20 protein-coding genes and 1 pseudogene are annotated in these 22,304 nt (G+C 40.1%); 16 read left to right on the top strand and 5 right to left on the bottom strand.

What is annotated here, in order from left to right; translation table 11 throughout:
• Positions 1-2 precede the first annotated feature (2 nt).
• From KG708_RS08870 to KG708_RS08825, 10 genes are all read left to right on the top strand, one after another.
• Positions 3-941 (top strand): hypothetical protein, encoded by a 939-nt coding sequence (locus KG708_RS08870; RefSeq protein ID WP_213609027.1) that lies wholly within the window; start codon positions 3-5, stop codon positions 939-941.
• 15 nt (positions 942-956) lie between these two features.
• Positions 957-1,994: a polysaccharide biosynthesis protein gene (locus tag KG708_RS08865; RefSeq protein ID WP_213609026.1), complete on the top strand. Its 1,038-nt coding sequence runs from the start codon at positions 957-959 to the stop codon at positions 1,992-1,994.
• A gap of 2 nt (positions 1,995-1,996) precedes the next feature.
• Positions 1,997-2,869 carry an SDR family oxidoreductase gene (locus KG708_RS08860; RefSeq protein WP_213609025.1) on the top strand — a complete coding sequence of 291 codons (873 nt, stop codon included), beginning with the start codon at positions 1,997-1,999 and terminating at the stop codon, positions 2,867-2,869.
• Positions 2,866-3,996 (top strand): UDP-N-acetylglucosamine 2-epimerase (non-hydrolyzing), encoded by a 1,131-nt coding sequence (wecB, locus tag KG708_RS08855; protein WP_213609024.1) that lies wholly within the window; start codon positions 2,866-2,868, stop codon positions 3,994-3,996. The genes KG708_RS08860 and wecB overlap by 4 nt, the downstream gene beginning before the upstream one ends.
• A complete protein-coding gene (locus tag KG708_RS08850) occupies positions 3,996-5,219 on the top strand; it encodes a glycosyltransferase family 4 protein (protein ID WP_213609023.1) in 1,224 nt (407 codons plus the stop codon). Before wecB ends, KG708_RS08850 begins: the two co-directional genes overlap by 1 nt.
• The gene (locus tag KG708_RS08845) at positions 5,197-5,604 is read left to right on the top strand and encodes a WbuC family cupin fold metalloprotein (protein WP_213609022.1); all 408 of its coding nucleotides are present in this window, start codon (positions 5,197-5,199) and stop codon (positions 5,602-5,604) included. Before KG708_RS08850 ends, KG708_RS08845 begins: the two co-directional genes overlap by 23 nt.
• A gap of 103 nt (positions 5,605-5,707) precedes the next feature.
• Positions 5,708-6,784: a UDP-N-acetylglucosamine--undecaprenyl-phosphate N-acetylglucosaminephosphotransferase gene (gene wecA / locus KG708_RS08840; protein ID WP_213609021.1), complete on the top strand. Its 1,077-nt coding sequence runs from the start codon at positions 5,708-5,710 to the stop codon at positions 6,782-6,784.
• Positions 6,785-6,839: 55 nt separating this feature from the next.
• Entirely contained in the window at positions 6,840-8,006 is a 1,167-nt protein-coding gene (locus tag KG708_RS08835; protein ID WP_213609020.1) for a nucleotide sugar dehydrogenase, read from the top strand.
• Positions 8,007-9,040: 1,034 nt separating this feature from the next.
• Positions 9,041-11,215, top strand: a complete 2,175-nt coding sequence (locus tag KG708_RS08830; RefSeq protein WP_213609019.1) for a YjbH domain-containing protein — start codon at positions 9,041-9,043, stop codon at positions 11,213-11,215.
• A gap of 228 nt (positions 11,216-11,443) precedes the next feature.
• A complete protein-coding gene (locus tag KG708_RS08825; protein ID WP_213609018.1) occupies positions 11,444-13,015 on the top strand; it encodes a hypothetical protein in 1,572 nt (523 codons plus the stop codon).
• Between the two features lie 999 nt (positions 13,016-14,014).
• On the opposite strand, the gene KG708_RS08820 is transcribed toward KG708_RS08825, so the two are convergent.
• The 4 genes from KG708_RS08820 to KG708_RS08805 form a co-directional block, all read right to left on the bottom strand.
• Positions 14,015-14,359 carry a four helix bundle protein gene (locus tag KG708_RS08820; RefSeq protein ID WP_013464033.1) on the bottom strand — a complete coding sequence of 115 codons (345 nt, stop codon included), beginning with the start codon at positions 14,357-14,359 and terminating at the stop codon, positions 14,015-14,017.
• A gap of 346 nt (positions 14,360-14,705) precedes the next feature.
• Positions 14,706-16,094 carry an MBL fold metallo-hydrolase gene (locus KG708_RS08815; protein WP_213609017.1) on the bottom strand — a complete coding sequence of 463 codons (1,389 nt, stop codon included), beginning with the start codon at positions 16,092-16,094 and terminating at the stop codon, positions 14,706-14,708.
• Positions 16,095-16,377: 283 nt separating this feature from the next.
• Positions 16,378-16,830 carry a transposase gene (locus KG708_RS08810; RefSeq protein WP_213609016.1) on the bottom strand — a complete coding sequence of 151 codons (453 nt, stop codon included), beginning with the start codon at positions 16,828-16,830 and terminating at the stop codon, positions 16,378-16,380.
• 440 nt (positions 16,831-17,270) lie between these two features.
• Entirely contained in the window at positions 17,271-18,194 is a 924-nt protein-coding gene (locus KG708_RS08805) for a manganese-dependent inorganic pyrophosphatase (protein ID WP_213609015.1), read from the bottom strand.
• 117 nt (positions 18,195-18,311) lie between these two features.
• Here KG708_RS08805 and KG708_RS08800 point away from each other — a divergent pair, with 117 nt between their 5' ends.
• Positions 18,312-18,812: a hypothetical protein gene (locus KG708_RS08800; RefSeq protein ID WP_213609014.1), complete on the top strand. Its 501-nt coding sequence runs from the start codon at positions 18,312-18,314 to the stop codon at positions 18,810-18,812.
• 14 nt (positions 18,813-18,826) lie between these two features.
• Positions 18,827-19,636: a bifunctional DNA-formamidopyrimidine glycosylase/DNA-(apurinic or apyrimidinic site) lyase gene (mutM, locus tag KG708_RS08795; RefSeq protein WP_213609013.1), complete on the top strand. Its 810-nt coding sequence runs from the start codon at positions 18,827-18,829 to the stop codon at positions 19,634-19,636.
• A 51-nt stretch (positions 19,637-19,687) separates the two neighbouring features.
• Here the strand turns inward: mutM and KG708_RS08790 are convergent, their stop codons facing one another.
• Positions 19,688-20,035 (bottom strand): four helix bundle protein, encoded by a 348-nt coding sequence (locus KG708_RS08790; RefSeq protein WP_213609012.1) that lies wholly within the window; start codon positions 20,033-20,035, stop codon positions 19,688-19,690.
• Between the two features lie 399 nt (positions 20,036-20,434).
• On the opposite strand from KG708_RS08790, the gene rplM reads away from it, so the two are divergent.
• The 4 genes and pseudogenes from rplM to KG708_RS17585 form a co-directional block, all read left to right on the top strand.
• Positions 20,435-20,863 (top strand): 50S ribosomal protein L13, encoded by a 429-nt coding sequence (rplM, locus tag KG708_RS08785; RefSeq protein WP_002957960.1) that lies wholly within the window; start codon positions 20,435-20,437, stop codon positions 20,861-20,863.
• An 8-nt stretch (positions 20,864-20,871) separates the two neighbouring features.
• Positions 20,872-21,264 (top strand): 30S ribosomal protein S9, encoded by a 393-nt coding sequence (rpsI, locus tag KG708_RS08780; protein ID WP_213609347.1) that lies wholly within the window; start codon positions 20,872-20,874, stop codon positions 21,262-21,264.
• Positions 21,265-21,651: 387 nt separating this feature from the next.
• Positions 21,652-21,846 (top strand): four helix bundle protein, encoded by a 195-nt coding sequence (locus KG708_RS17590; protein WP_301003340.1) that lies wholly within the window; start codon positions 21,652-21,654, stop codon positions 21,844-21,846.
• 85 nt (positions 21,847-21,931) lie between these two features.
• Positions 21,932-22,072, top strand: a pseudogene (locus KG708_RS17585) (four helix bundle protein); the annotation flags it as partial.
• Positions 22,073-22,304: the final 232 nt, after the last annotated feature.

Genomic DNA, 22,304 nt, shown 5'->3' with positions numbered 1-22,304 from the left:
CCTTGACTATATTAAATGGTTTTATTGAAAGTAAAGAAAGGGACAAATCTAATCATTATATTGTTATGTCGCCAATTGAACCAAAAAAGAAATATAAAAATGTAACTTGGATTAAGAAAGAAACGTCAGGCATTGCTACTTTGTTATTTACTCTTTTTACTTCATGGTTTTATTGTAAATTTTATAAATGTGAAAAAATCGTGAGCTTTTCTAATATAAACACCTTATTTCCATTGAAGTATAAAGTTTCTTATTTTCATAATATCTTGATATTTGAAGGAAAGGGGGTTAAATATTTTATCCTTAGAAATATAATTAAGTATTTTGGTAAAAAGTCCTGTGTATATATTGTACAAACCTCATATGTAAAAAAAATATTTATAGAAGCAGCAGGCTATGGGTATAACATTAAAATATGTTGGCCAGGTATATCTATACATGCTCCAAAAAGCAAAGCTAGTAGTAATAGTTATATAAATAAAATAGATGATGGGAAACTAAAAATACTGGTTCCTATTACTAATATCCACTTAGTACATAAAAATTTTGAGTTGGTGCAGAGTCTAGCTGATTTTTTAGCTGGAAATAACATCGTATTAATTGTTACCGCAGATTCTAACTTGAAACTAAGTAATATTAACTTTATCGGAATGCAAAGCAGGGACTCCTACCTAGCTTTACTTGACGCAGTAGATGCAACCTTAATTACGTCTACTTTTGAAACTCTATGCTTACCCATATTTGAATCACTAGTGAAAAATAAGCCCGTATATGTATATGATGCACCATACGTAGATGGCTTATTTGATGACTTTGGAACAATCCCTGGATTAATTAGATTTAATAATGAAGAAAATTTGAAATTAAAGTTAAGTAACTTTTCAAAGGTAGATATTGACTTTGAAGGGGACGTTTATAGCCCTGCTAACTGGGATTTTTAAAAAAGAGTGCTTACAATGTTTAAAGAAAAAACACTATTAATAACTGGCGGTACAGGCTCATTTGGTAATGCAGTATTACGTCGCTTTCTAAATACCGACATTAAAGAAATTCGCATTTTTTCACGTGATGAAAAAAAACAAGATGATATGCGAAAGCATTTTCAATCAAATAAGTTAAAGTTTTATATTGGTGATGTTCGCGATAGCCAAAGTATTAATTCAGCTATGCGCGGTGTTGATTATGTTTACCATGCTGCTGCGTTAAAACAAGTTCCGTCATGTGAGTTTTATCCGCTAGAAGCTGTTAAAACTAACGTGCTTGGAACAGAAAATGTACTTGAAGCTGCTATCGCTAATAATGTTGAGCGTGTAGTGTGCTTGAGTACCGACAAAGCAGTGTACCCAATTAATGCGATGGGTATTTCTAAAGCTATGATGGAAAAAGTAATTGTGGCTAAAAGCCGTAACCTAGAGCATACCAACACCACTATTTGTTGTACTCGCTATGGTAATGTAATGGCATCCCGTGGCTCGGTTATTCCTTTATTTATTCGACAAGTGGTTAACAACGAGCCAATTACTATTACTGACCCAACCATGACCCGCTTTATGATGACGTTAGATGATGCTGTTGATTTAGTATTACATGCTTTCGAAAATGGCCAAAATGGTGATATTTTTGTACAGAAAGCGCCAGCAGCAACCATTGAAGTATTAGTAACAGCGTTGCTCGAAATGCTTAAAAAGCCTGAGCATGTTGTGAATGTGATTGGTACTCGCCATGGCGAAAAATTGTTTGAAGCCTTATGCAGCCGCGAAGAAATGTTTGTTGCACAAGAGCAAGGTGAATACTTTAGGGTACCTGCAGATAACAGAGACTTAAACTACTCAAAGTTTTTTGAAGAGGGTGATTCAGACCTCTCAAAAGTTGAAGATTATAACTCGCATAATACTGAGCGTTTAGACGTTGAAGGCATGAAGCAACTTCTACGTAAGCTTGATTTTATACGTGAAATTGAGTCTGGAAATATTATTGTTCCTGAAGGTGTTTAAGGATGAAAATATTAATTATAGGTGCTACAGGGATGCTTGGTTACAGCCTGTTTAGCAACTTAAATGAACACAGCCACTTGTCAGTATTTGGCACGGTGCGTAGTATTGATGGCAAAGAACAATTTTTTAGCAATATGCAACAGCAACTGATTACTGGTGTTGACGTATACGACATTAGCTCATTGCAGCATGCTATCGAAACCGTGGCACCTGATGTAGTAATTAACTGTGTGGGTTTAATTAAACAGCATGGTATTTCAAAGCAGCACATAGATGCTGTTAAAATTAATGCATTACTTCCACATGAGTTGGCCAATATTTGTGACCAGGTTAATGCAAAATTGATTCACTTCTCAACTGACTGTGTATTTACCGGTAATGAAGGTTTATATAACGAAAATTCATTACCTGATGCGCGTGACTTGTACGGTAAATCAAAGTGTTTAGGTGAAGTGAGCTACGGCAAACATCTAACGTTAAGAACCTCGATTATAGGGCATGAGCTTACATCTGCCGTAAGCTTAGTAGATTGGTTTTTATCACAAGGCGAAAGCACTAAAGGTTTTTCTAAAGCTGTTTTCTCAGGCTTGCCTACCTGTTATATAGCCACGCTGTTGGCGGAATATGTCTTACCAAATCAAGGTGTTACAGGCTTGTTGCATTTATCGGTAGATCCGATTGATAAATACACGCTATTAAAGTTAATTGCAGAGCAGTACCAAAAGCAAATCACTATTGCTGAGTCGCAAGAGTTGGTGATTGATCGCTCACTAAATTCAGATAAATTTAGGCAATTAACTCAGTTTAGCCCGCCGGCGTGGAATAAGCTTGTCGAGTATATGCACTCAGATTACGTTAAAAGGTATAAAGCATGAAAAAGTTAAAAGTTGTTACAGTTGTAGGTACTCGCCCAGAGATTATTAGGTTGTCATGCACCATTGCAAAGTTAGATGAGTTTTGTGAGCATGTGCTAGTGCATACTGGGCAAAACTATGACTATGAACTTAATCAAATATTTTTTGAAGACTTAGGTATTCGCGCCCCAGATATATTTTTAGAATGTGCAGGCGCTACTGCCGCAGAAACTATGGCGCAAGTAATTAGTAAAGCTGATGCTATGTTTGCCAATGTACAGCCGGATGCTATTTTAATTTTAGGCGACACCAACAGCGCAATGGCGGCTATTCCTGCAAAACGTAAAAAAATTCCAATTTTTCATATGGAAGCAGGTAACCGCTGTTTTGATATGCGCGTACCCGAAGAAATTAACCGTAAAATAGTGGATCATATTTCTGATGTTAACATGCCTTATACTGATATAGCGCGTGAATATTTATTAGCCGAAGGCTTAAAGCCCGATCTAATTGTTAGAACGGGCAGCCCAATGGATGAAGTGTTAAATTGTTATAAAGATAAAATTTCGAATGCTGAAATATTAACAACACTTGGTTTAAAATCAGGTGAGTATTTTGTGGTTAGTGTTCACAGAGAAGAAAATGTCGATTCCGAAAAAAATATTCACAGTTACGTACAAGCACTAAATGCTATTGCCGAAAAATACCAGCACCCTATTATTGTATCGACACACCCTCGTACCAGAAAGAAAATTGACTTACTTAACTTAGAGTTTCATCCCTTAGTTAAGTTATTGAAACCACTTGGCTTTAGTGATTACGTAAAATTGCAAATGAAGGCGAAAGTCGTATTGAGCGACAGCGGTACTATCACAGAAGAGTCATCTATTTTAAACTTTCCAGCAGTAAATATTAGGGATGCACAAGAGCGCCCCGAAGGCTTTGAAGAAGGTGCGGTTATGTTTACTGGCATGAATGTAGAGCGGATACTACAAGCTATCGAAATACTCGATAAACAACCTCGTGGTGAGCACAGACTCATTAATCAAGTGCAAAACTACATTGCTCCCAATGTTTCAGACAAGGTATTACGAACCATTATTAGTTATACCGACTATGTAAATAGAGTGGTGTGGAAAAAATATTAATGAAACTTGCTTTAATTATTGATGACTACTTGCCAGATAGTACTCGTGTGGGTGCTAAAATGTTTCATGAGCTCGCACTTGAGCTCATGGCAAGTGGGCATAATGTCACTGTGATTACACCTGTTGTAGGGCAGGCAGAACAATTTACTGAACAAAGCTTAGATGGTGTAAAGGTTTGGCGTTTTAACTCTGGCCCCATTAAAGATGTAAACAAAGTAACGCGAGCACTAAATGAAACGTTACTCTCATTTAGAGCTTGGTCGGCTATTAAGCCCTATGTAAGTGAGCATACCTTTGATGGCGTAATTTACTACTCACCATCAATATTTTTTGGTGGTTTGGTCAATAATATTAAGCAGCGCTGTAACTGCAAATCTTATTTAGTGTTGCGTGACCTGTTTCCGCAATGGGTTATAGATGCCGGTATGATCAAACAAGACTCTTTAATAGCACGCTACTTTAAGTTTTTTGAACAGCGCTCTTACCAAGCAGCAAACACTATTGGTTTGATGTCAGAAAAAAATTTAGAGGTATTTAAACAAAGTAATGGTTATCAATACCCCACAGAAATTTTGCGTAACTGGGCAGATACAACACCTATTAATATTAGTACCAACCTTAACTCTATTCGTACGCAGCTAAAGCTAGAAAATAAAGTTATTTACTTTTATGGCGGCAACATTGGCCATGCGCAAGATATGGCAAACTTAATGCGCTTAGCTAAAAATATGCAGCATTGTGGCCAAGCGCATTTTTTATTTATTGGTCAAGGTGACGAAGTTGAATTAATTAATAAGCTGGCAAAACAGTGGCAATTAACAAATTACACTTACTTACCCTCGGTTAATCAAAATGAGTTTAAGCATATATTAGCCAGTATTGATGTAGGCTTGTTTTCTTTATCTGCTAAACATACAGCTCATAACTTTCCCGGTAAACTGTTAGGCTACATGGTGCAGTCGTTGCCTATTTTAGGTAGTGTAAACAGTGGCAACGATCTACAAGCGTTAGTTAACTCAAATAAAGCTGGATTTATTAGCGAAAATGGTGATGATGAAAAGCTACTAAAAAATGCATTAGCGCTATACGAAAATCCCAGCTTACGAAAACAGCTTGGTCACGGAGCTTATAATTTGCTAAAGAATGAGTTTGCAGTTACGTCTATTGCCGCTAACATTATTAAAAAGTTAAAGGATGTTAATGAGGAAAATCACTCAGCGTGATTTAGGGCTTTTGTTTAACGAGGCCAGCAAATCATCAAGAAAAAGAGCTCACTTAAACTTACATACTAGCTTTGATGATAAAGTACAAAGATTATACATAGCCCTACTGAAAGACAGTTATGTAGAGCCACATTACCATGCATTAGCGCATCAATGGGAAATGTTTATTGTACAAAGTGGAGTATTAAAAGTAGCACTACATAATAAAGATGGCTCTGTAATAAGGTCTTTTTTAGTTGGAGATGCACAAGATACACAATGTATTGAATTTAAACCGGGTGATATACACAGTGTAGAATGTATATCAGATAAGGCGCTAATGTTAGAAATAAAAGAAGGCCCTTTTATTGAAGAGTATGCAAAAACGCTATTAAAAAACGATTAAACTATTATTCTTTATTTTAGTGTTACTTATTTAGTGCTAGAAATAGCTATTTTTTAACAACGCTCTTATGGATTAAAATATTAAATTTACTAATGGAACTACTATGTTTATAGATTTATTCCTCACCTTTTTTATAGCCTTTGCAATTTTATTCTTAATGCGTAAGGTTGCTCGTAGGGTGGGCCTTGTAGATAAGCCGTCGGGCCGAAAAATGCATACGGGTAATGTGCCATTAGTAGGTGGTGTGGCAATTTGTATAACTATAGTTAATTATATTTATACGCACCCTAACATGATTAACCATGCTAATTTATACATGCTCTGTATTTGTGGGTTAACAGCTGTTGGTGCTTTGGACGATCGCTTTGATTTAAGCGTAAAAATACGCATGTTAGTTCAGGCGTTAATTTCTGTTGCTATGATTTACTTTGCAAATGCTGAACTACACACGCTAGGCAACCTGTTTGGGTTTGGTGTTATAGAGCTAGGGCTGTTTGGCGTAGTAATAACAGTATTTGCTGTTATTGGCTGTATTAACGCATTTAACATGGTTGACGGTATTGACGGGCTGTTAGGTGGGCTTTCGGTTGTTACCTTTGGTGCTATTGGTATTTTATTAAGCATGCGTAATGAACAAAGCCTAAGTTATTTATGTTTATTGTTAGTAGTTTGTATGGTGCCATATATTATTATGAACCTTGGCCTAACAGGACGCGAGCGTAAAGTTTTTATGGGCGATGCCGGCAGTATGATGATTGGTTTTACTGTTATTTGGTTGCTTATTGGCGCAAGCCAAAACCCCGGTAATGCAATGATTCGCCCAGTGACTGCCCTATGGTTAATTGCTGTGCCTTTAATGGATATGGTTGCAATTATGATACGCCGTATTAAACAAGGTAAATCGCCCTTTAAGCCAGACCGCGAGCACTTGCACCACATATGCCAGCGCCTAGGCTGTAGCTCAACACAAACCCTTATTTTAATATGCTTTGTTGCTACATTGTTTGCTAGCGTAGGTATAATTGGCGAAGTATTTTTAATACCCGAGTTTTTAATGTTTTATGGTTTTATTACTTTGTTTGGTGTGTACTTACTTATACTTATAAATTACTGCACAGTAATGAACTTTTTTAGACGAAAATTAGCACTGCCTGAAAAAGAATACTCAGCAGGAAAGTAAATGCCGCAAATTAAATTTGTTTTATTAAAATACTGACTAATCTTAAAGGATTAACATGAAAATTACAGTAGTTGGTACAGGCTATGTTGGCTTGTCGAACGCTATGTTGCTTGCGCAACACAATAAGGTGGTTGCGTTAGATATTGACGATAATAAAGTAGCCCTATTAAAAAACAAGCAGTCACCTATTGTTGACGTTGAAATAAGTGATTTTTTACATAATAAGCCATTAAATTTTACCGCCACTACTAATAAAGAGTCGGCTTTGGTTAATGCTGAGTTTGTAATTATTGCCACCCCTACCGATTACGACCCAGTAACTAACTATTTTAATACCAGCTCGGTTGAATCGGTTATTGCCGATGTAATTAAAATAAACCCAATGGCTACTATGGTTATTAAATCAACAGTGCCTGTGGGTTACACACAATCAGTAAAAGAGAAGTTTGCTACGAGTAACATACTATTCTCGCCAGAGTTTTTACGCGAGGGTAAAGCATTGCACGATAACTTATACCCATCGCGGATTATTGTGGGTGAGCAAAGCGAGCGCGCATCAACCTTTGCTAACTTATTGGCGCAAGGTGCTATAAAAGAAAATATTGATATTTTGTTTACAGATTCTACAGAAGCTGAGGCAATTAAGTTATTCTCAAACACTTACCTTGCCATGCGGGTTGCCTACTTTAACGAGCTAGATAGCTACGCAGAAAGCCATGGCTTAAATGCCAAACAAATTATACAAGGCGTAGGGTTAGATCCTCGAATTGGTAGCCATTATAACAACCCTTCGTTTGGTTATGGCGGTTACTGCCTTCCAAAAGACACCAAGCAGCTATTAGCAAACTACAAAGATGTACCCAATAATATGATTGGTGCCATTGTAGAGGCAAATACTACACGTAAAGACTTTATTGCCGCCTCTATTTTAAAGCGCAACCCTAAAGTGGTTGGTATATACCGCTTAGTAATGAAAACCGGCTCAGATAATTTTAGAGCTTCGTCAATTCAAGGAATTATGAAGCGCATTAAAGCCAAAGGCATTGAGGTTGTTATTTATGAACCGGCCTTAGCCGACGAGGCATTTTTTAACTCACGCGTAATGAAAGATTTTGCCGAGTTTAAACAGTTAGCAGATGTTATTGTGTCTAACCGTATGGCAGACGAACTAAGCGACGTAGCAGATAAAGTATACACCCGCGATTTGTTTGGTAGTGATTGAAAAATAGGCTTTAGGTACTAGGTAGAGATTAAGCCAAGCATAGTGTTTGGGTTAATCGTAGGCGGGGTTTTACGCCGCGTAAGCTTTTCTGCTCTGTGTAGCGCGAAGCGCCTCGGTGTTTTCTGTGGTGAAAAAAATATTAAACACTATTTACCACAGAGGTCACAGAGTGCACAGAGGAAGTGATTAAGTACAAAGGTTACGGGCGTCGGGTTTCGGGGCGCGGGTAGATATTAAACCTAAAACTTTTCTGCTCTGTGTAGCGCGAAGCGCCTCGGTGTTCTCTGTGGTGAAAAATATTAAACACTATTTACCACAGAGGTCACAGAGTGCACAGAGGAAGTGATTAAATGCAAAGGTTACGAGCGGTGGGTTTCGGGGCGCGGGTAGACATTAAACCTAAAACTTTTCTGCTCTGTGTAGCGCGAAGCGCCTCGGTGTTCTCTGTGGTGAAAAAATATTAAACACTATTTACCACAGAGGTCACAGAGTGCACAGAGGAAGTGATTAAATACAAAGGTTACGGGCGTCGGGTTTCGGGGCGTGGGTAGACATTAAACCTAAAACATGCGCGGGGTAAACTCCCGCCTACGGGTAATTTTGACGCGGGGTAAACCCGCTACGAACCTAAATTCTAAAACATGCGCGAGGTAAACTCCCGCCTACGGGTAATTTTGACGCGGGGTAAACCCGCTACGAACCTGAATTCTAAAACATGCGCGAGGTAAACTCCCGCCTACGGTTAATTTTGACGCGGGGTAAACCTGCTACGAACCTGAATTCTAAAACATACGCGAGGTAAACTCCCGCCTACGGGTAATTTTGACGCGGGGTAAACCCGCTGCTACAAACCTAAATTCTAAATTCTTGTAACTTTGACCTTTCCCCTTTAAACTTTGCGCTAGAACCTAGAACCTAGAACCTAGAACCTAGAACCTAGAACCTAGAACCTAGAACCTAGAACCTAGAACCTAGAACCTAGAACCTAGAACCCAGAAATTGATGGATTTTATAATTTTAACCCGGACTCACCTATGCCTAAATTTAATACTTTGTTTTTAAGCTGTGCTGCGGCATTGAGCTTACCTGTTGTTGCCAGCGATATTAAAACGTATCAATCGTTTACTGGTTACACTGGCTTAATTAATACCCCTAATGCACATGTTTTAAATAAAGGCACCATTGATATTGGTTACAATAACCAGCTTGATTTTCGTGGGCAAAAATACATGGATGGCCACAACTTTGCTTTTTCGGCGGGGTTGTTAAAAGGGCTTGAGGTAGGTGGGTTTGTGGCATCTAACACCATGCACGACAATATGTTTCACTCTGCGGGCCGTGGGCAAACTCGAGATTTATCGTTTAATATTAAGTACCAAGTACCGTATATCCCTCAAGACTGGTTTAGTTTTGCCATAGGTGCAAGAGACTTTGAAGGCGCGGCCAATAACTATAAAACTTTTTATGCGGTTGCATCAAAAGAGTTATGGGATTTTAGGTTTAGTGGCGGGGTGGGCTCAACCGACCGCCGCATGGGGCAAATGGATGGGGTGTTTGCAGGGGTAGAGTGGCAGCCACTTGAGTGGTTTAGCCTATTAACCGAGTACGACGCCGAGGCTGTAAACGCCGCTGCGCGTATTACAGTGCCTAAAAAGTGGCTTTACGATATTGGTGAGCTTACCTTTACCAGCCGTTTTTATAGTAGTACTGATTTTTCTGAGGATGAAAGCAATTATTGGGGGGTTAATTTTACCCTGCCTTTAAGTAACCAAGTTAATTACCCACAACCGGCTCCCGCGCCAACACACACTACCGCGGCGTTACCGGCTAAAACCAGTTTAAAACAGCACGCAACAGCTAATGCGCCAACGCCTAGTACGGCAAACGCAGCGGTAAAGCGTGCTAATAATACGGCTAACAAACACACCACCACGCAAGCCGATGTTTCGCGCAGCGGTGTACATTCAGCGCCTTTAGGTGTTACCTATAGCGAGCCTACGCTTAACAAACAAGCCTTAGCATTAAAAACACAACTAGCTAAAGACGGCTTTGAAAACATAGCCGTGGCTTACAGCGTTGACAAGCAAATATACATTGAATTTGAAAACGCCACCTTTAACCGTAACGACATAGACGCGTTAGGGTTAGTATTAGGCCGAGTAAGCGAAATAATTACCGAGCAACAGGCTGGGTTTCATATTCAGTTAAATAAATACAATATTGCGCTGTTTACCTTACAGGGCGAGGTAGATAACTACCGCGAATTTATTGTTAATGGTATTACCCCCGATTTAGCCATAACACAAAATGCAGTAACCCCACCCGGTGGGCTTACCTGGATTGGCGCAACCTATGCTAACTCACCTTATTTTAAACCGCGTTTAACTTTAAGCCCCACTATTAGTAATACCTATGCTACAGAAATAGGTGTATACGATTACTCGTTAGCGCTAAAAGCCGATTTAGAGGTGCCTTTATGGCAAGGCGGCGGGGTTATAGTAAGCGGCCAAGTGCACCTGGCCAATAGCGACGATTACGACAAAAACAAACCGTATCATAACTACAGAAAAGAAACCGGCATAACACGCGCGGCTGTGCATCAAACCTTTAAATTGCCGTTTGGTTTTTATAACCAAACACAAGTGGGCTTTTTTAAAGAATATTACGACTTTGAGGGCATAACCAACGAAACCGCGTGGTTAAGCAAGCAAGGCCGCCATAAAGTAAGTGCCAAGTTAGGTTATTTTGAATACCAAGACTACCTAGGCAGCGAAGAATACCAAGCCCTTTCGTATCAATATAATTGGGTTGAACAAAATATGACCCTGCACGCCCAAGTGGGTAACTACTTTTACGGCGACAGCGGCGTTAAGTTAGAAAGCCGTTTTTGGTTTGGCGACAGCTACATTGGGTTATTTTATGAAAATACCGACGCCCAAAAAGCTGGTGCCAGTATTAGTATTCCGCTAACGCCGCGTAAAGATATGGCGGTTACTCGCTACGGGCAAGTAACCGGTACTAGCGAGTACAGGCATAGCATAAGCTCGCAAATTGGTGAGTCGCATAATCGTTTGGTATTTAACCAAGGGTATACCCCAGGTACAGCGGTAAATTTAGATAATTTACTGTTAAATCAGGGGCGTGCGTCTAGCGATTATATTTACGCTAACTTAGCCCGACTAAAAGAAGTGTACTTAACTTACCGATAACAATTTCGGTAACAATTTTTTAGCCTAACTATTGTACAAGTTACCAGTTAGTCTATATGATAATAACAAATTAACTGTTTGGCGCTTTATGCGCCTAATTAAAAAATGTTGGTTTTTTGCCCTTTTTGTTGCGTTATAACTATACTTTTTTAAAGTATGCGCTACTATATTAACGAGTAAAAAACCTTGTTTATTGATTGTTTATATAAAGGAATAAAAGGACTCCCTATGTTAACTAACAAAAAATCGCTATTAGCCCTGTCTGTAGCATCAACGTTCGTTCTTACTGGCTGTTTAAGCGATGACGACGATAATAAAGTAACACCACCACCGCCGCCGCCACCGGTTGTAGTAGTTCCACCTGAAGCACCTGCAGAAATTAGCGCTGTAGTTTACGGTAACGTAGTCGATTTAGAAAATGCAGATGCGCTTTCTGCAACGGTTACATTTTTTGAAGCCGGCGTAGCGTCTGAAAATATTGTTGACATTGATGGTAATGTAACTGCAACAATCGATTCTGAAGACGGTAGCTTTGTTTTTCAACTGAAAGACGGTGCAGACCTAAGCCAAGTAACAGCTGTTGTTACATCTGAAGGCTATGTATCAAAATCTTTTGTTGTTGACTTAGCAGGTATTGAAGACGGTGATGTATCGGTTGAGCTAGGCTTAACTTCTGCAAGCACTGCTGATTTAGCTGTAGCTGACCCAGTTGAAGCTACTATTGGCGAAGACGGTACAAGCGACACTCCAATTGAAGTTGACGTTGATAACAACGACGGTGCAACTTCTAAAGTTGTGATCCCTGCAAACACAGTATTACAAGATGCAAACGGCGCGCCGGTAACGGGTTCTGTTAGCGTTAAAGTAGTTACAGCTAAGCCTGGTTCTGCTGCTGCAGCTTCTATTGTGCCACAAGGTTTAAATAGTGCTGATTCAACAAAAGTGCTTTCACCATCAGGTGTAGCAAGTGTTGAAATGGTTAACGAAAATGGTGTTAAAGTTAAGAAATTCTCTAGCCCTATTAATGTAGAAATGGCTGTTAAAGCGGGTTCTCCTGCTTCTTTAGGCCTTTCTTCACAAAATGAAGACACAGGTGTTTGGACTGCTGAAGATCAAAACGTAACAGTTACTGGTACTACTGGTAGCTTTACAACTGACCACTTAACGTTTTTTGCTGCCACGACTGAGTCGGACGTATGTAGTACGCCAGTTCGCTTTTTACTATCTGGTGACACCGATGCAATACCTGCGTCTGGTTTAAACCTACGTATTAGCTCAAGTGATGTTGACCGTACACTTTCAGGCGTAAAAGAAAACCTAACTTTACCTACTGCTTTAGTTTCGTTTATTGGTATTAGTGATACAGCTCAAACTCGTGTTCGTATGCGTGACCTTGAAGGTAACGTTTGGTTTGATTCAGAAAGTGAAGTTGCAATTTGTGGTGACGTAAATGTTGCTCTATCAGCACCTGAAGTTACTTACCAATCAGAGTCTTTAGCTATTGTTGCTCAGTGTAGTAACGATACTGATGTTTCTGTTGGTGCATCTGGCGCGTTAGTTAAATACAACCGTGCTGGTAAGTCATCTCGTATCGCTAAAGGCGATGGCGCTGGTAACTATGCATTAGACAACATGGTTGACGGCGAAACTTACACTGTAAATGTTAAGTACACAGGTACTTTAGAGTCAATTGCTGATGCAACATTTACTGTAACAGCTGACGGTGAGAACGAAACTCGCACTGAATCTTTAGAGTGTGATACAACTACTGGCGGTACCGGTGGTACTGGCGGTAACTAATATTTTGTTAGTTCCTATTGGGGATTAAGCCTAAAAGCCGCATTTATGCGGCTTTTTTTCGTTTTGGGGAAAGGGGAAAGAGCAGGTTTTAGAAATCAGATAGTAGAAATCAGAAATCAAGCAGAGTCGAACCTATTTTTTAAGTTATTTTATTTACCACAGAGGTCACAGAGTAAGTGATTAAATATAAAGGTTAAAGGTGAAAGGTTAAGGGTGAAAGAGCAGGTTTTAGAAATCAGATAGTAGAAATCAGAAATCAAGCAGAGTCGAACCTATTTTTTAAGTTATTTTATTTACCACAGAGGTCACAGAGTGCACAGAGGAAGTGATTAAATATAAAGGTTAAAGGGTGAAGGTAAAAGAGCAGGTTTTAGAAATCAGATAGCAGAAATCAGAAATCAAGCAGAGTCGAACCTATTTTTTAAGCTATTTTATTTACCACAGAGGTCACAGAGGAAGTGATTAAATATAAAGGTTAAAGGGTGAAGGTTAAAGAGCAGGTTTTAGAAATCAGATAGTAGAAATCAGAAATCAAGCAGAGTCGAACCTATTTTTTAAGTTATTTTATTTACCACAGAGGTCACAGAGTGCACAGAGGAAGTGATTAAATATAAAGGTTAAAGGTGAAAGGGGAAGGGTTAAAGGTGAAGGGTTGCGGGCGACGGGCTTCGGGTTGCGGGGAAACCACCGCGTTTTAATTATTTTGTAGGCGGGGCTTTATGCCGCGCACTTTACTTAAACATGCGCGAGGTAAACTCCCGCCTACGGTTAAGCACCGTGTTTTAATTGTTTTGTAGGCGGGGCTTTATGCCGCGCACTTTACTTAAACATGCGCGAGGTAAACTCCCGCCTACGGTTAAGCACCGTGTTTTAATTGTTTTGTTTTCTCTGTGTAGCGCGAAGCGCCTCGGTGTTCTCTGTGGTGCAAAAAGAAGGTTAAAGGCGAATAGTTAAAGGTTAAAGAGCAGGTTTTAGAAATCAGATAGCAGAAATCAGAAATCAAGCAGAGTCGAACCTATTTTTTAAGCTAGTTAGCATAGCTGCTAACTCTTTTGTTTCTAAAACCCATACTTGGCTTATACCTTTTGGTAAATAGCCAATTTCATCTCCAATATAGATTTGGGTGCGCGCTTCACCTAGTGAGGCGCGTGCAATATCAATAAAGCGGCTTTTTTCTTTAAAGCTTTCTCTGCAAACCCCCTCAGCTATATTGCTGGGAACCGATAGCGCAGACCGAGTTAACTGATCTCTAAACCCATAATCTTTTAAATTAGCGGTAGATTTATAAATTTCACAACTGAGTTTTACAGATCTTTTCCATACATCTAAATGCTCAAAGTTCATTACGATCTCCTAGATTAAAATAAGACTTCTGATATCTGACTTCTAACTTCTAATTTCTAACTTCTAATTTCTAACTTCTAACTTCTAACTTCTAACTTCTAACTTCTAACTTCTAACTTCTAACTTCTAACTTCTAACTTCTGACTTCTGACTTCTGACTTCTAATTTCTAATTTCTAATTTCTAATTTCTAATTTCTAATTTCTAATTTCTAATTTCTAATTTCTAATATCTGACTTCTGACTTCTGACTTCTGACTTCTGACTTCTAACTTCTAACTTCTGATTTCTGATTTCTAATTTCTAACTTCTAACTTTTAACTTTTAACTTCTAATTTCTAATTTCTTCTATTCTTTACCCTTTCCAATTTCAACATTTACATCGTTTCCTAATATTTCTTTGTATTTTGCTGCGAGTGCGTTTTTGGCGTCGTTGTCGCCGTGGACTATTTTTATGTGGCTGGGTTTTTTACGCATGCCGGTTACAAATTTAATTAACCCGGTTTGATCGGCGTGGGCGCTGTAGCCGCTTATGGTGTGTATTTGGGCGTTTATATTAATGCGCGTATTATTTATAAATACATAGCCGTTACGTGGGCCGTATTTTTGTATATCGCGCCCTAGGGTGCCGCGCCCTTGGTAACCTACAAAGAGTACGTCGGTGGTTTTGTCGGTTAAAAAGCGTTCTAGGTAGTTAACAATTCGCCCACCGCTGCACATACCGCTTGCAGCTAAAATAATGGCGGGTGTTTGTCGGGTGGATAAGTAATTTATTATTGCTAAGTGCTCGCTGTGGGTGTTTATGGTGGTCAGGTTTTCAAAGTCGAGCGGGTGGCGGCCTTTGGCTACTTTTTGTTTGGCTTCTTCATCCCATAAATATTTAAACTTGCGGTACTGCTGGGTAAAGTTTGCGGCCATGGGTGAGTCGAGTATTACGTTTATTGTGCGCCACGGTGAGTGTTTGGCTGATGCATGAATAAGCTGTTCAAGCTCGTATAACAGCTCTTGCGTGCGCCCTATGCTAAACGCGGGTACAAGCACTACGCCGTTATCGGCTACGGCGCGTTCAATCACGGCTTTTAATGTTTGCGTGCGTTGCTTACGGCCTTGGTGGTTTTTATCACCATAGGTTGATTCTATCACTAAGGTATCGGCTTTGTAGGGGGCTTTGGGGGCGGGTAATAAAGGTGTGTAAGGCGCGCCTAAATCGCCAGAAAACACTACGCGGTGGCTGTTTTTGGTTTTATGCACTGCTGGGATTATGTCTATTTCTACATAGGCTGAGCCTAAAATATGCCCTGCTCGTTGTAATCGCGCTTTGGCTGTATGTTCGCCGTTGCAGGGCAGCTCAAACCAGGTTTTAAAATCAACCGCTACAACTTGCTGTTTAAGTAATTTTAAGCAGGCATTTATTATTTTTTGATCGCGGGTAACGCCTACTTTTAATGCGTCTTCAATAACGAGTGGCAGTAAGCTGGCCGATGCCACTGAGGTAAATATGGGCCCTTTAAATCCTGCCATAAGTAGGTAAGGAATGCGGCCTACGTGATCAATATGGCAATGGGTCACTATTAATGCGTTTATGGTGTTTATATTAAATTCGATTGATAGGTCGGCTTTGCTGTCTTCGCCTTGAAATAACCCACAATCTATAAGTATTGATGAGTGGTTGTTTATAACCAGCTGGTGGCACGAGCCTGTTACGCCATTAACCGCTCCGTGGTGAAGTATGTTCATTGTGTGCTCCTTATTTGTTGTTTTGTCGGCGGCCTGCGGGCCACGGGCCACGGGTTACGGGTGACGGGTGACGGGTTACGGGCGACGAGACGCGGTTAACCACCGCGTTTTAATTGTGTTGTAGGCGGGGCTTTATGCCGCGCACTTTACTTAAACATGCGCGAGGTAAACTCCCGCCTACGGTTAAGCACCGCGTTTTAATTGTTTTGTAGGCGGGGCTTTATGCCGCGCACTTTATTTAAACATGCGCGAGGTAAACTCCCGCCTACAAGGTTTTTATATTTCATTTTAAATAAATACAATCCCAAAATGGGTAATCGCCAACGTTATTAACGATATTAGCTCTAAGCGGGTTTGCAATTATATAGCGCGCATAATTAATTAGATCTTTTTCGTCCCGTATCATATGATCGTAATAATCATTTTGCCAAAGCTTATTAATTTTGTAGTGCTCCCTAGCAAGTTTGGTGCAACGGCCTTTAAATAGCCTAATTAAAGCGCTTAAATGCATGCTTACTTTTAGCTGAAAAAGCCAATGTATATGGTCTGGCATGAAGACAAAAGCAATACTTTTACAGGCACCTTCTTCTTCAAGTTGCTTAATTTCATAAATTATTTTTCTGTTGAGGCTCAAGTCGCTTAATAACCTTTGTCTGTTATTAATAACTAGGGTTACGCTGTAAAAGTGATTGGGAATTGAAATACGACCCGTCCTTAGGTTTTGTGATTTTTTCATTTTTATATCTTGTGGTTTTATAGATAAACATAGCAGGTAATTAATTGGGTTGCACAATATCTAAACTCTGCGCGAGGTAAACTCCCGCTTACGGTTAAGCACCGCGTTTTAATTGTTTTGTAGGCGGGGCTTTATGCCGCGCACTTTATGTTACGGGTTGCGGGCTTCGGGGCGCGGGTAGACATTAAACCTAAAACCGACGCGAGGTAAACTCCCGCCTACGGTTAAGCACCGCGTTTTAATTGTGTTGTAGGCGGGGCTTTATGCCGCGCACTTTATGTTACGGGTTGCGGGTTGCGGGCTTCGGGGCGCGGGTAGACATTAAATCTAAAACCGACGCGAGGTGAACTCGCTGCTACAGGTATAAAAAAACCTTGCGATGTTTACCGCAAGGTTTTTAAATTTCTCGAAGCCCACTCCTCGAACCTCGAACCTCGAACCTAGCTTTTAAAAGCGTCTTGTAGTGGGGGGACTACTTGTTTTTTGCGGCTTAATACGCCGTTTAGCCATACTTTACCGTCTTGTGGTTTTTCACCGTAGGCTTGCTCAACTAGGCTTGCGTCGTCTGATGCAATTAGCATTTGTGAGCCTTCTTTCATTATGTCGGTTAGCAGTAAAAATACTGAGTGGCGGCCGCCTTCTTCTTTAAGTTTGGCAATGTCGGCTTCAAGGTCGGCTTTTATGTCGTCAAATACCGCAAGGTCTATAACTTCTAATTGGCCTATACCAACGAGGTTGCCGTTCATGTTAAAGTCTTTAAAGTCGCGCATTACTAAGTCACGTACGGGTGTGTCTTCAACGGCTGATTTAACGCGGAACATGTCCATGCCTAGTTCTTTAAAGTCTTCAATGCCGGCAATTTCAGCAAGGGCTTCAACACATTTTATATCGGCAGTGGTGCAGGTTGGCGATTTAAAAATAACGGTGTCACTTAAAATAGCGCAAAGCATAATGCCAGCGATATCTTTGGGGATTTCTACGTTGTAAAAATCGTACATCATTTTAATAATGGTGTTAGAACAACCAACAGGGCGGATCCAACACTCAAGCGGTGTTGATGAGGTTAAATCACCTAGTTTGTGGTGATCTACCACGCCAACAACGCGAGCTTGGTCTATGTCGTCAGGCGCTTGGGTTTTTTCGGTGTGATCTACAATATAAACGTCTTCGCCTGCGTAGCTTAGTTTTAGCTCGGGTGCTTCAAAGCCAAATCTATCTAAAATAAATTGTGTTTCTGGCGATACTTCACCAAGGCGGGTTGGGATTGCTGGTTCATCAATTTGATTTTTTAAATAAGCGAGCGCAATTGCACCGCAAATTGAATCAGAATCTGGGATTTTATGGCCTACTACATACATTGACATTGACTAAACTCCTTAAAATTTGTTGGTATTTTAGCAAAGTCTTTAGGTTTTAACATATAGACAGTGCAATTAAGTTTTAGCTAAACTTGAAAACCTTATACAAATTAGGAACTGCATATGCGATTAAGCCGCAAAGGTTGGAATAACGTTATTATTTTTTCTATGTTGATCATGATCTTCTTTTTAAATGGTTTGCATAAAAAAATTGGCAACGATGAAACGCAGGCGCAATTGCAGCCACTACTTCCTGTGCAAAGTTTTGTATTAACGCTTACTTTTAGCGACCAAAAAATTGAGCGTATAGGTACAAGCTGGCGTACTACTGCCTTACAAAATGAAGTGCCGCTTTATTGGCAAGGTACTGAGCAGCAACTGAGTGAGCTGGTCTATTTATGGCAAAATACCGCGTTGATGACCACCACTTTGCCTGAATCTGTTGATTTAAATAGATCTTTAACGGCCGCTACGTTCGAACTTGCTGGTGAGCCTTTGGCTTGGGTGTATTTATTATATAAAGTACAAGGGCAATATTATTTATTCGATAAAAGTAGTCAGCGCGTATTTATGCTTGATTTAGCCGTGGCTGAGCAATTATTTCCTAGTTTTAATTTTTTATAAGTGAGCGTTTTAAAATGCCCGAATTACCCGAGGTAGAAGTAAGCCGTATGGGCATTACTCCCCATGTGTTAAACCAAGTTGTTACTAAGGTAAATATTTATAATGCCAGTATGCGCTGGCCTGTGCCAGATGAGGTGTACCAACTTGAGGGGTTAGTTGTTACGAGTATTGAGCGCCGCGCTAAATATTTACTTTTGCATTGTGAGCTAGGCGCTACCATTTTACATTTAGGGATGTCGGGTAATTTACGCGTTGTTAATAAAACTGAGCCGCTTAAAAAGCATGACCATGTTGAGTTTATTTTTGCTAATAATAAGGCGCTGCGTTTAAACGATTCACGCCGCTTTGGTTGTTGTTTATGGCAAGCCCCCAATGAGGAGCATACGCTACTTGCTAAATTAGGCCCTGAGCCACTTACTGATGATTTTTTTGCTAAGCGTGTTTATGAGCAGTCTCGCAATAAAAAAGTGCCCGTTAAGCAGTTTATTATGAATAACGCGGTGGTGGTGGGGGTCGGTAATATTTACGCTAACGAGTCGTTATTTAAGGCGGGTATTGATCCTCGTAAAGAGGCCGGTAAAGTAAGCCTTAAACGCTACCAAGCGTTGATCCCAATTATAAAAGACACCTTAGCCGCTGCCATTACCCAAGGTGGCACTACGTTAAAAGACTTTGCTCAAAGTGATGGTAAGCCGGGTTACTTTGCTCAGCAGCTATTAGTGTATGGCCGAAAAGGCCTGCCTTGTGTAAATTGCGATACCGAATTAACCGAAATCCGCCTAGGGCAACGCAGCACCGTTTTTTGTGAGGTGTGTCAGAAGTAGAGAATAGCTGTCAGCTGTCAGCTGTAAGTTTTCAGCTGTCAGTAAGAATGGTTACTCACTTGTTTTTATTTTTGCTATCAAACTTGTTAGCATTTTTGACAGCTGGACTGTTTCATTTAGCCAAGACTTACCTATGTCGGTATCAATATAGTTAATATCGATGCCAATATATATTTGGGTTCTTGCCTCTGCAAGCGAAGAGCGAGCGATATCTAAAAAGCGTGTTTTTTCTTTATCACTCTCTCTTGTCATGCCCTCAGCTATATTACTAGGAACAGATAAACCAGAGCGTGTTAATTGATCTCTAAAGCTAAAGTCTTTAATTAGTTGTGTATTTTTGTAAATATCAGCGCTAAGGCGGGCTGAGCGCTTCCATACTTCTAAGTTTTCAAAGTTCATAATACCAAATCCTTATACTCAGTTTTTATCCTAGTTGATATTTTATTAACTACAAATATCTATTTTCAGCAAGGAAGTATTTTCTGTTGACTCTAAAGTTATAATTAGCTTTTCTGACCGCTGACCGCTGACCGCTGACCGCTGACCGCTGACCGCTGACCGCTGACCGCTGACCGCTGAGTAATAACTTTCTTGCGGAAAAAACAACCGGCTGGTAGTAATGTGTTTTAAGTGCTGGTATACTCTCGCGTCTGCCACGTTGCGTTCTATGCCCTCATATAGTTTAGCCACTTGTGAGCGGCGCAAAAGTCTAAAACTCGAAGGGGTTGTAGCATACTTAGAGCGGTAGTTAATCATAACTACCTGTGGTTTTAATTGAAAAACATTGGATTTTTATAAATGAAAACGTTTGTTGCTAAACCAGAAACAGTAAAACGTGACTGGTACGTAGTTGACGCTGAAGGTAAAACTTTAGGTCGCATCGCTACTGAAATCGCTCATCGCCTACGCGGTAAGCATAAAGCTGAGTACACACCGCACGTAGATACTGGTGATTACATCATCGTTATCAACGCTGAAAAAGTTACTGTTACTGGTAATAAATTCAAAGACAAAGTGTACTATGCTCACTCTGGTTTCCCAGGTGGTCTTAAGTCTACTACTTTTGATAAACTTCAAGCTGCAAAGCCTGAAATGATCATCGAGAAAGCTGTAAAAGGCATGTTGCCACGTGGTCCTTTAGGCCGCGCTATGTACCGTAAACTTAAAGTTTACGCAGGTACTGAGCACAACCATGCTGCACAACAGCCTCAGGTTCTAGACATTTAAGGAGCACTATCATGGCAAATCAATACTACGGTACAGGTCGTCGTAAAAGTTCAAGTGCTCGCGTATTCTTACGCCCAGGCACTGGTAATATCGTAATCAACAAGCGCTCTTTAGAAGAGTACTTTGGTCGCGAAACAGCACGTATGGTTGTTAACCAAGCTCTTGAGCTTGTTGACATGAAAGAGAAGTTTGACTTACACATCACCGTTTCTGGTGGTGGTACTACTGGTCAAGCTGGTGCTATCCGTCACGGTATCACTCGTGCACTTATGGAGTTTGACGAGTCACTACGTCCACAACTTCGTAAAGCAGGTTTCGTTACTCGTGATGCACGTAAAGTTGAACGTAAGAAAGTGGGTCTTAAGAAAGCGCGTAAGCGTCCACAATTCTCAAAACGTTAATTTTTACGTTATCAAGAATTCAAAAACCCAGCTTATGCTGGGTTTTTTGTTTTGTAGCTATAAGATTTTGGTTCAAGGTTCAAGGTTCAAGGTTCAAGGTTCAAGACTCAAGGTTCAAGGTTCAAGGTTCAAGGTTCAAGGTTCAAGGTTCAAGGTTCAAGACTCAAGGTTCAAGGTTCAAGGTTCAAGACTCAAGGTTCAAGGTTCAAGGTTCAAGACTCAAGGTTCAAGACTCAAGGTTCAAGGTTCAAGGTTCAAGACTCAAGGTTCAAGGTTCAAGGTTCAAGGTTCAAGACTCAAGGTTCAAGCTATAAGTTTGATCTAAGCTTTGTGTCTTTCTTATTTTACAGTTATAAGTTAAGCATGTTTTAGCTGACTGGTTATGTTATGAGGTTTGAAGATTTAAGGGTATGGCAACGTTCAGCCGATTTAGCCTGCGAGATTTATTTACATTTTAAGCAGAGCAAAGAGTTTGGTTTAAAAGATCAAATAACACGATCTGCACTTTCAATTTCTTCAAATATAGCAGACAAAATTGCAGGAGCAAATTTTGAACGCGCTTGCGCGGCCTCGAAGAGGTGAGATAAACGGACTTATCGAATAACGTTATGAACGAGTAACACCTAAAGATTATGCTCGATTTTTATCATATTCTAAGGGGAGTTGTGGAGAATTACGCTCTCAAATTTACATTGCATTAAAAATAGGTGAGGTTGATACGACAAAGGCCAGTGAATGGATTGAGGAGACTCGTGAACTTTCCCGTATGATTTCGGCATTGATGAAATCAATCGATGCTTGGGAGTAATTTTTTCAAAAATTATATCCATTCAAAAATATTTGAGCATAGTTTCACCTTTAACCTTCTTTTTGCACCATAGAGTGCACCGAGGCGCTGCGCACTACACAGAGAAGACAAAATAATTAAAACACGGTGCTTAACCGTAGGCGGGAGTTTACCTCGCGCATGTTTAAGTAAAGTGCGCGGCATAAAGCCCCGCCTACAAAACAATTAAAACGCGGTGGTTAATCGTAGGCGG

The sequence above is a fragment of the Pseudoalteromonas sp. genome (assembly GCF_018402495.1).
GTDB lineage: Bacteria > Pseudomonadota > Gammaproteobacteria > Enterobacterales > Alteromonadaceae > Pseudoalteromonas.
The sequence above is the reverse complement of the archived record's forward strand: the minus strand, read 5'-3'. Positions and strand labels throughout refer to the sequence as shown.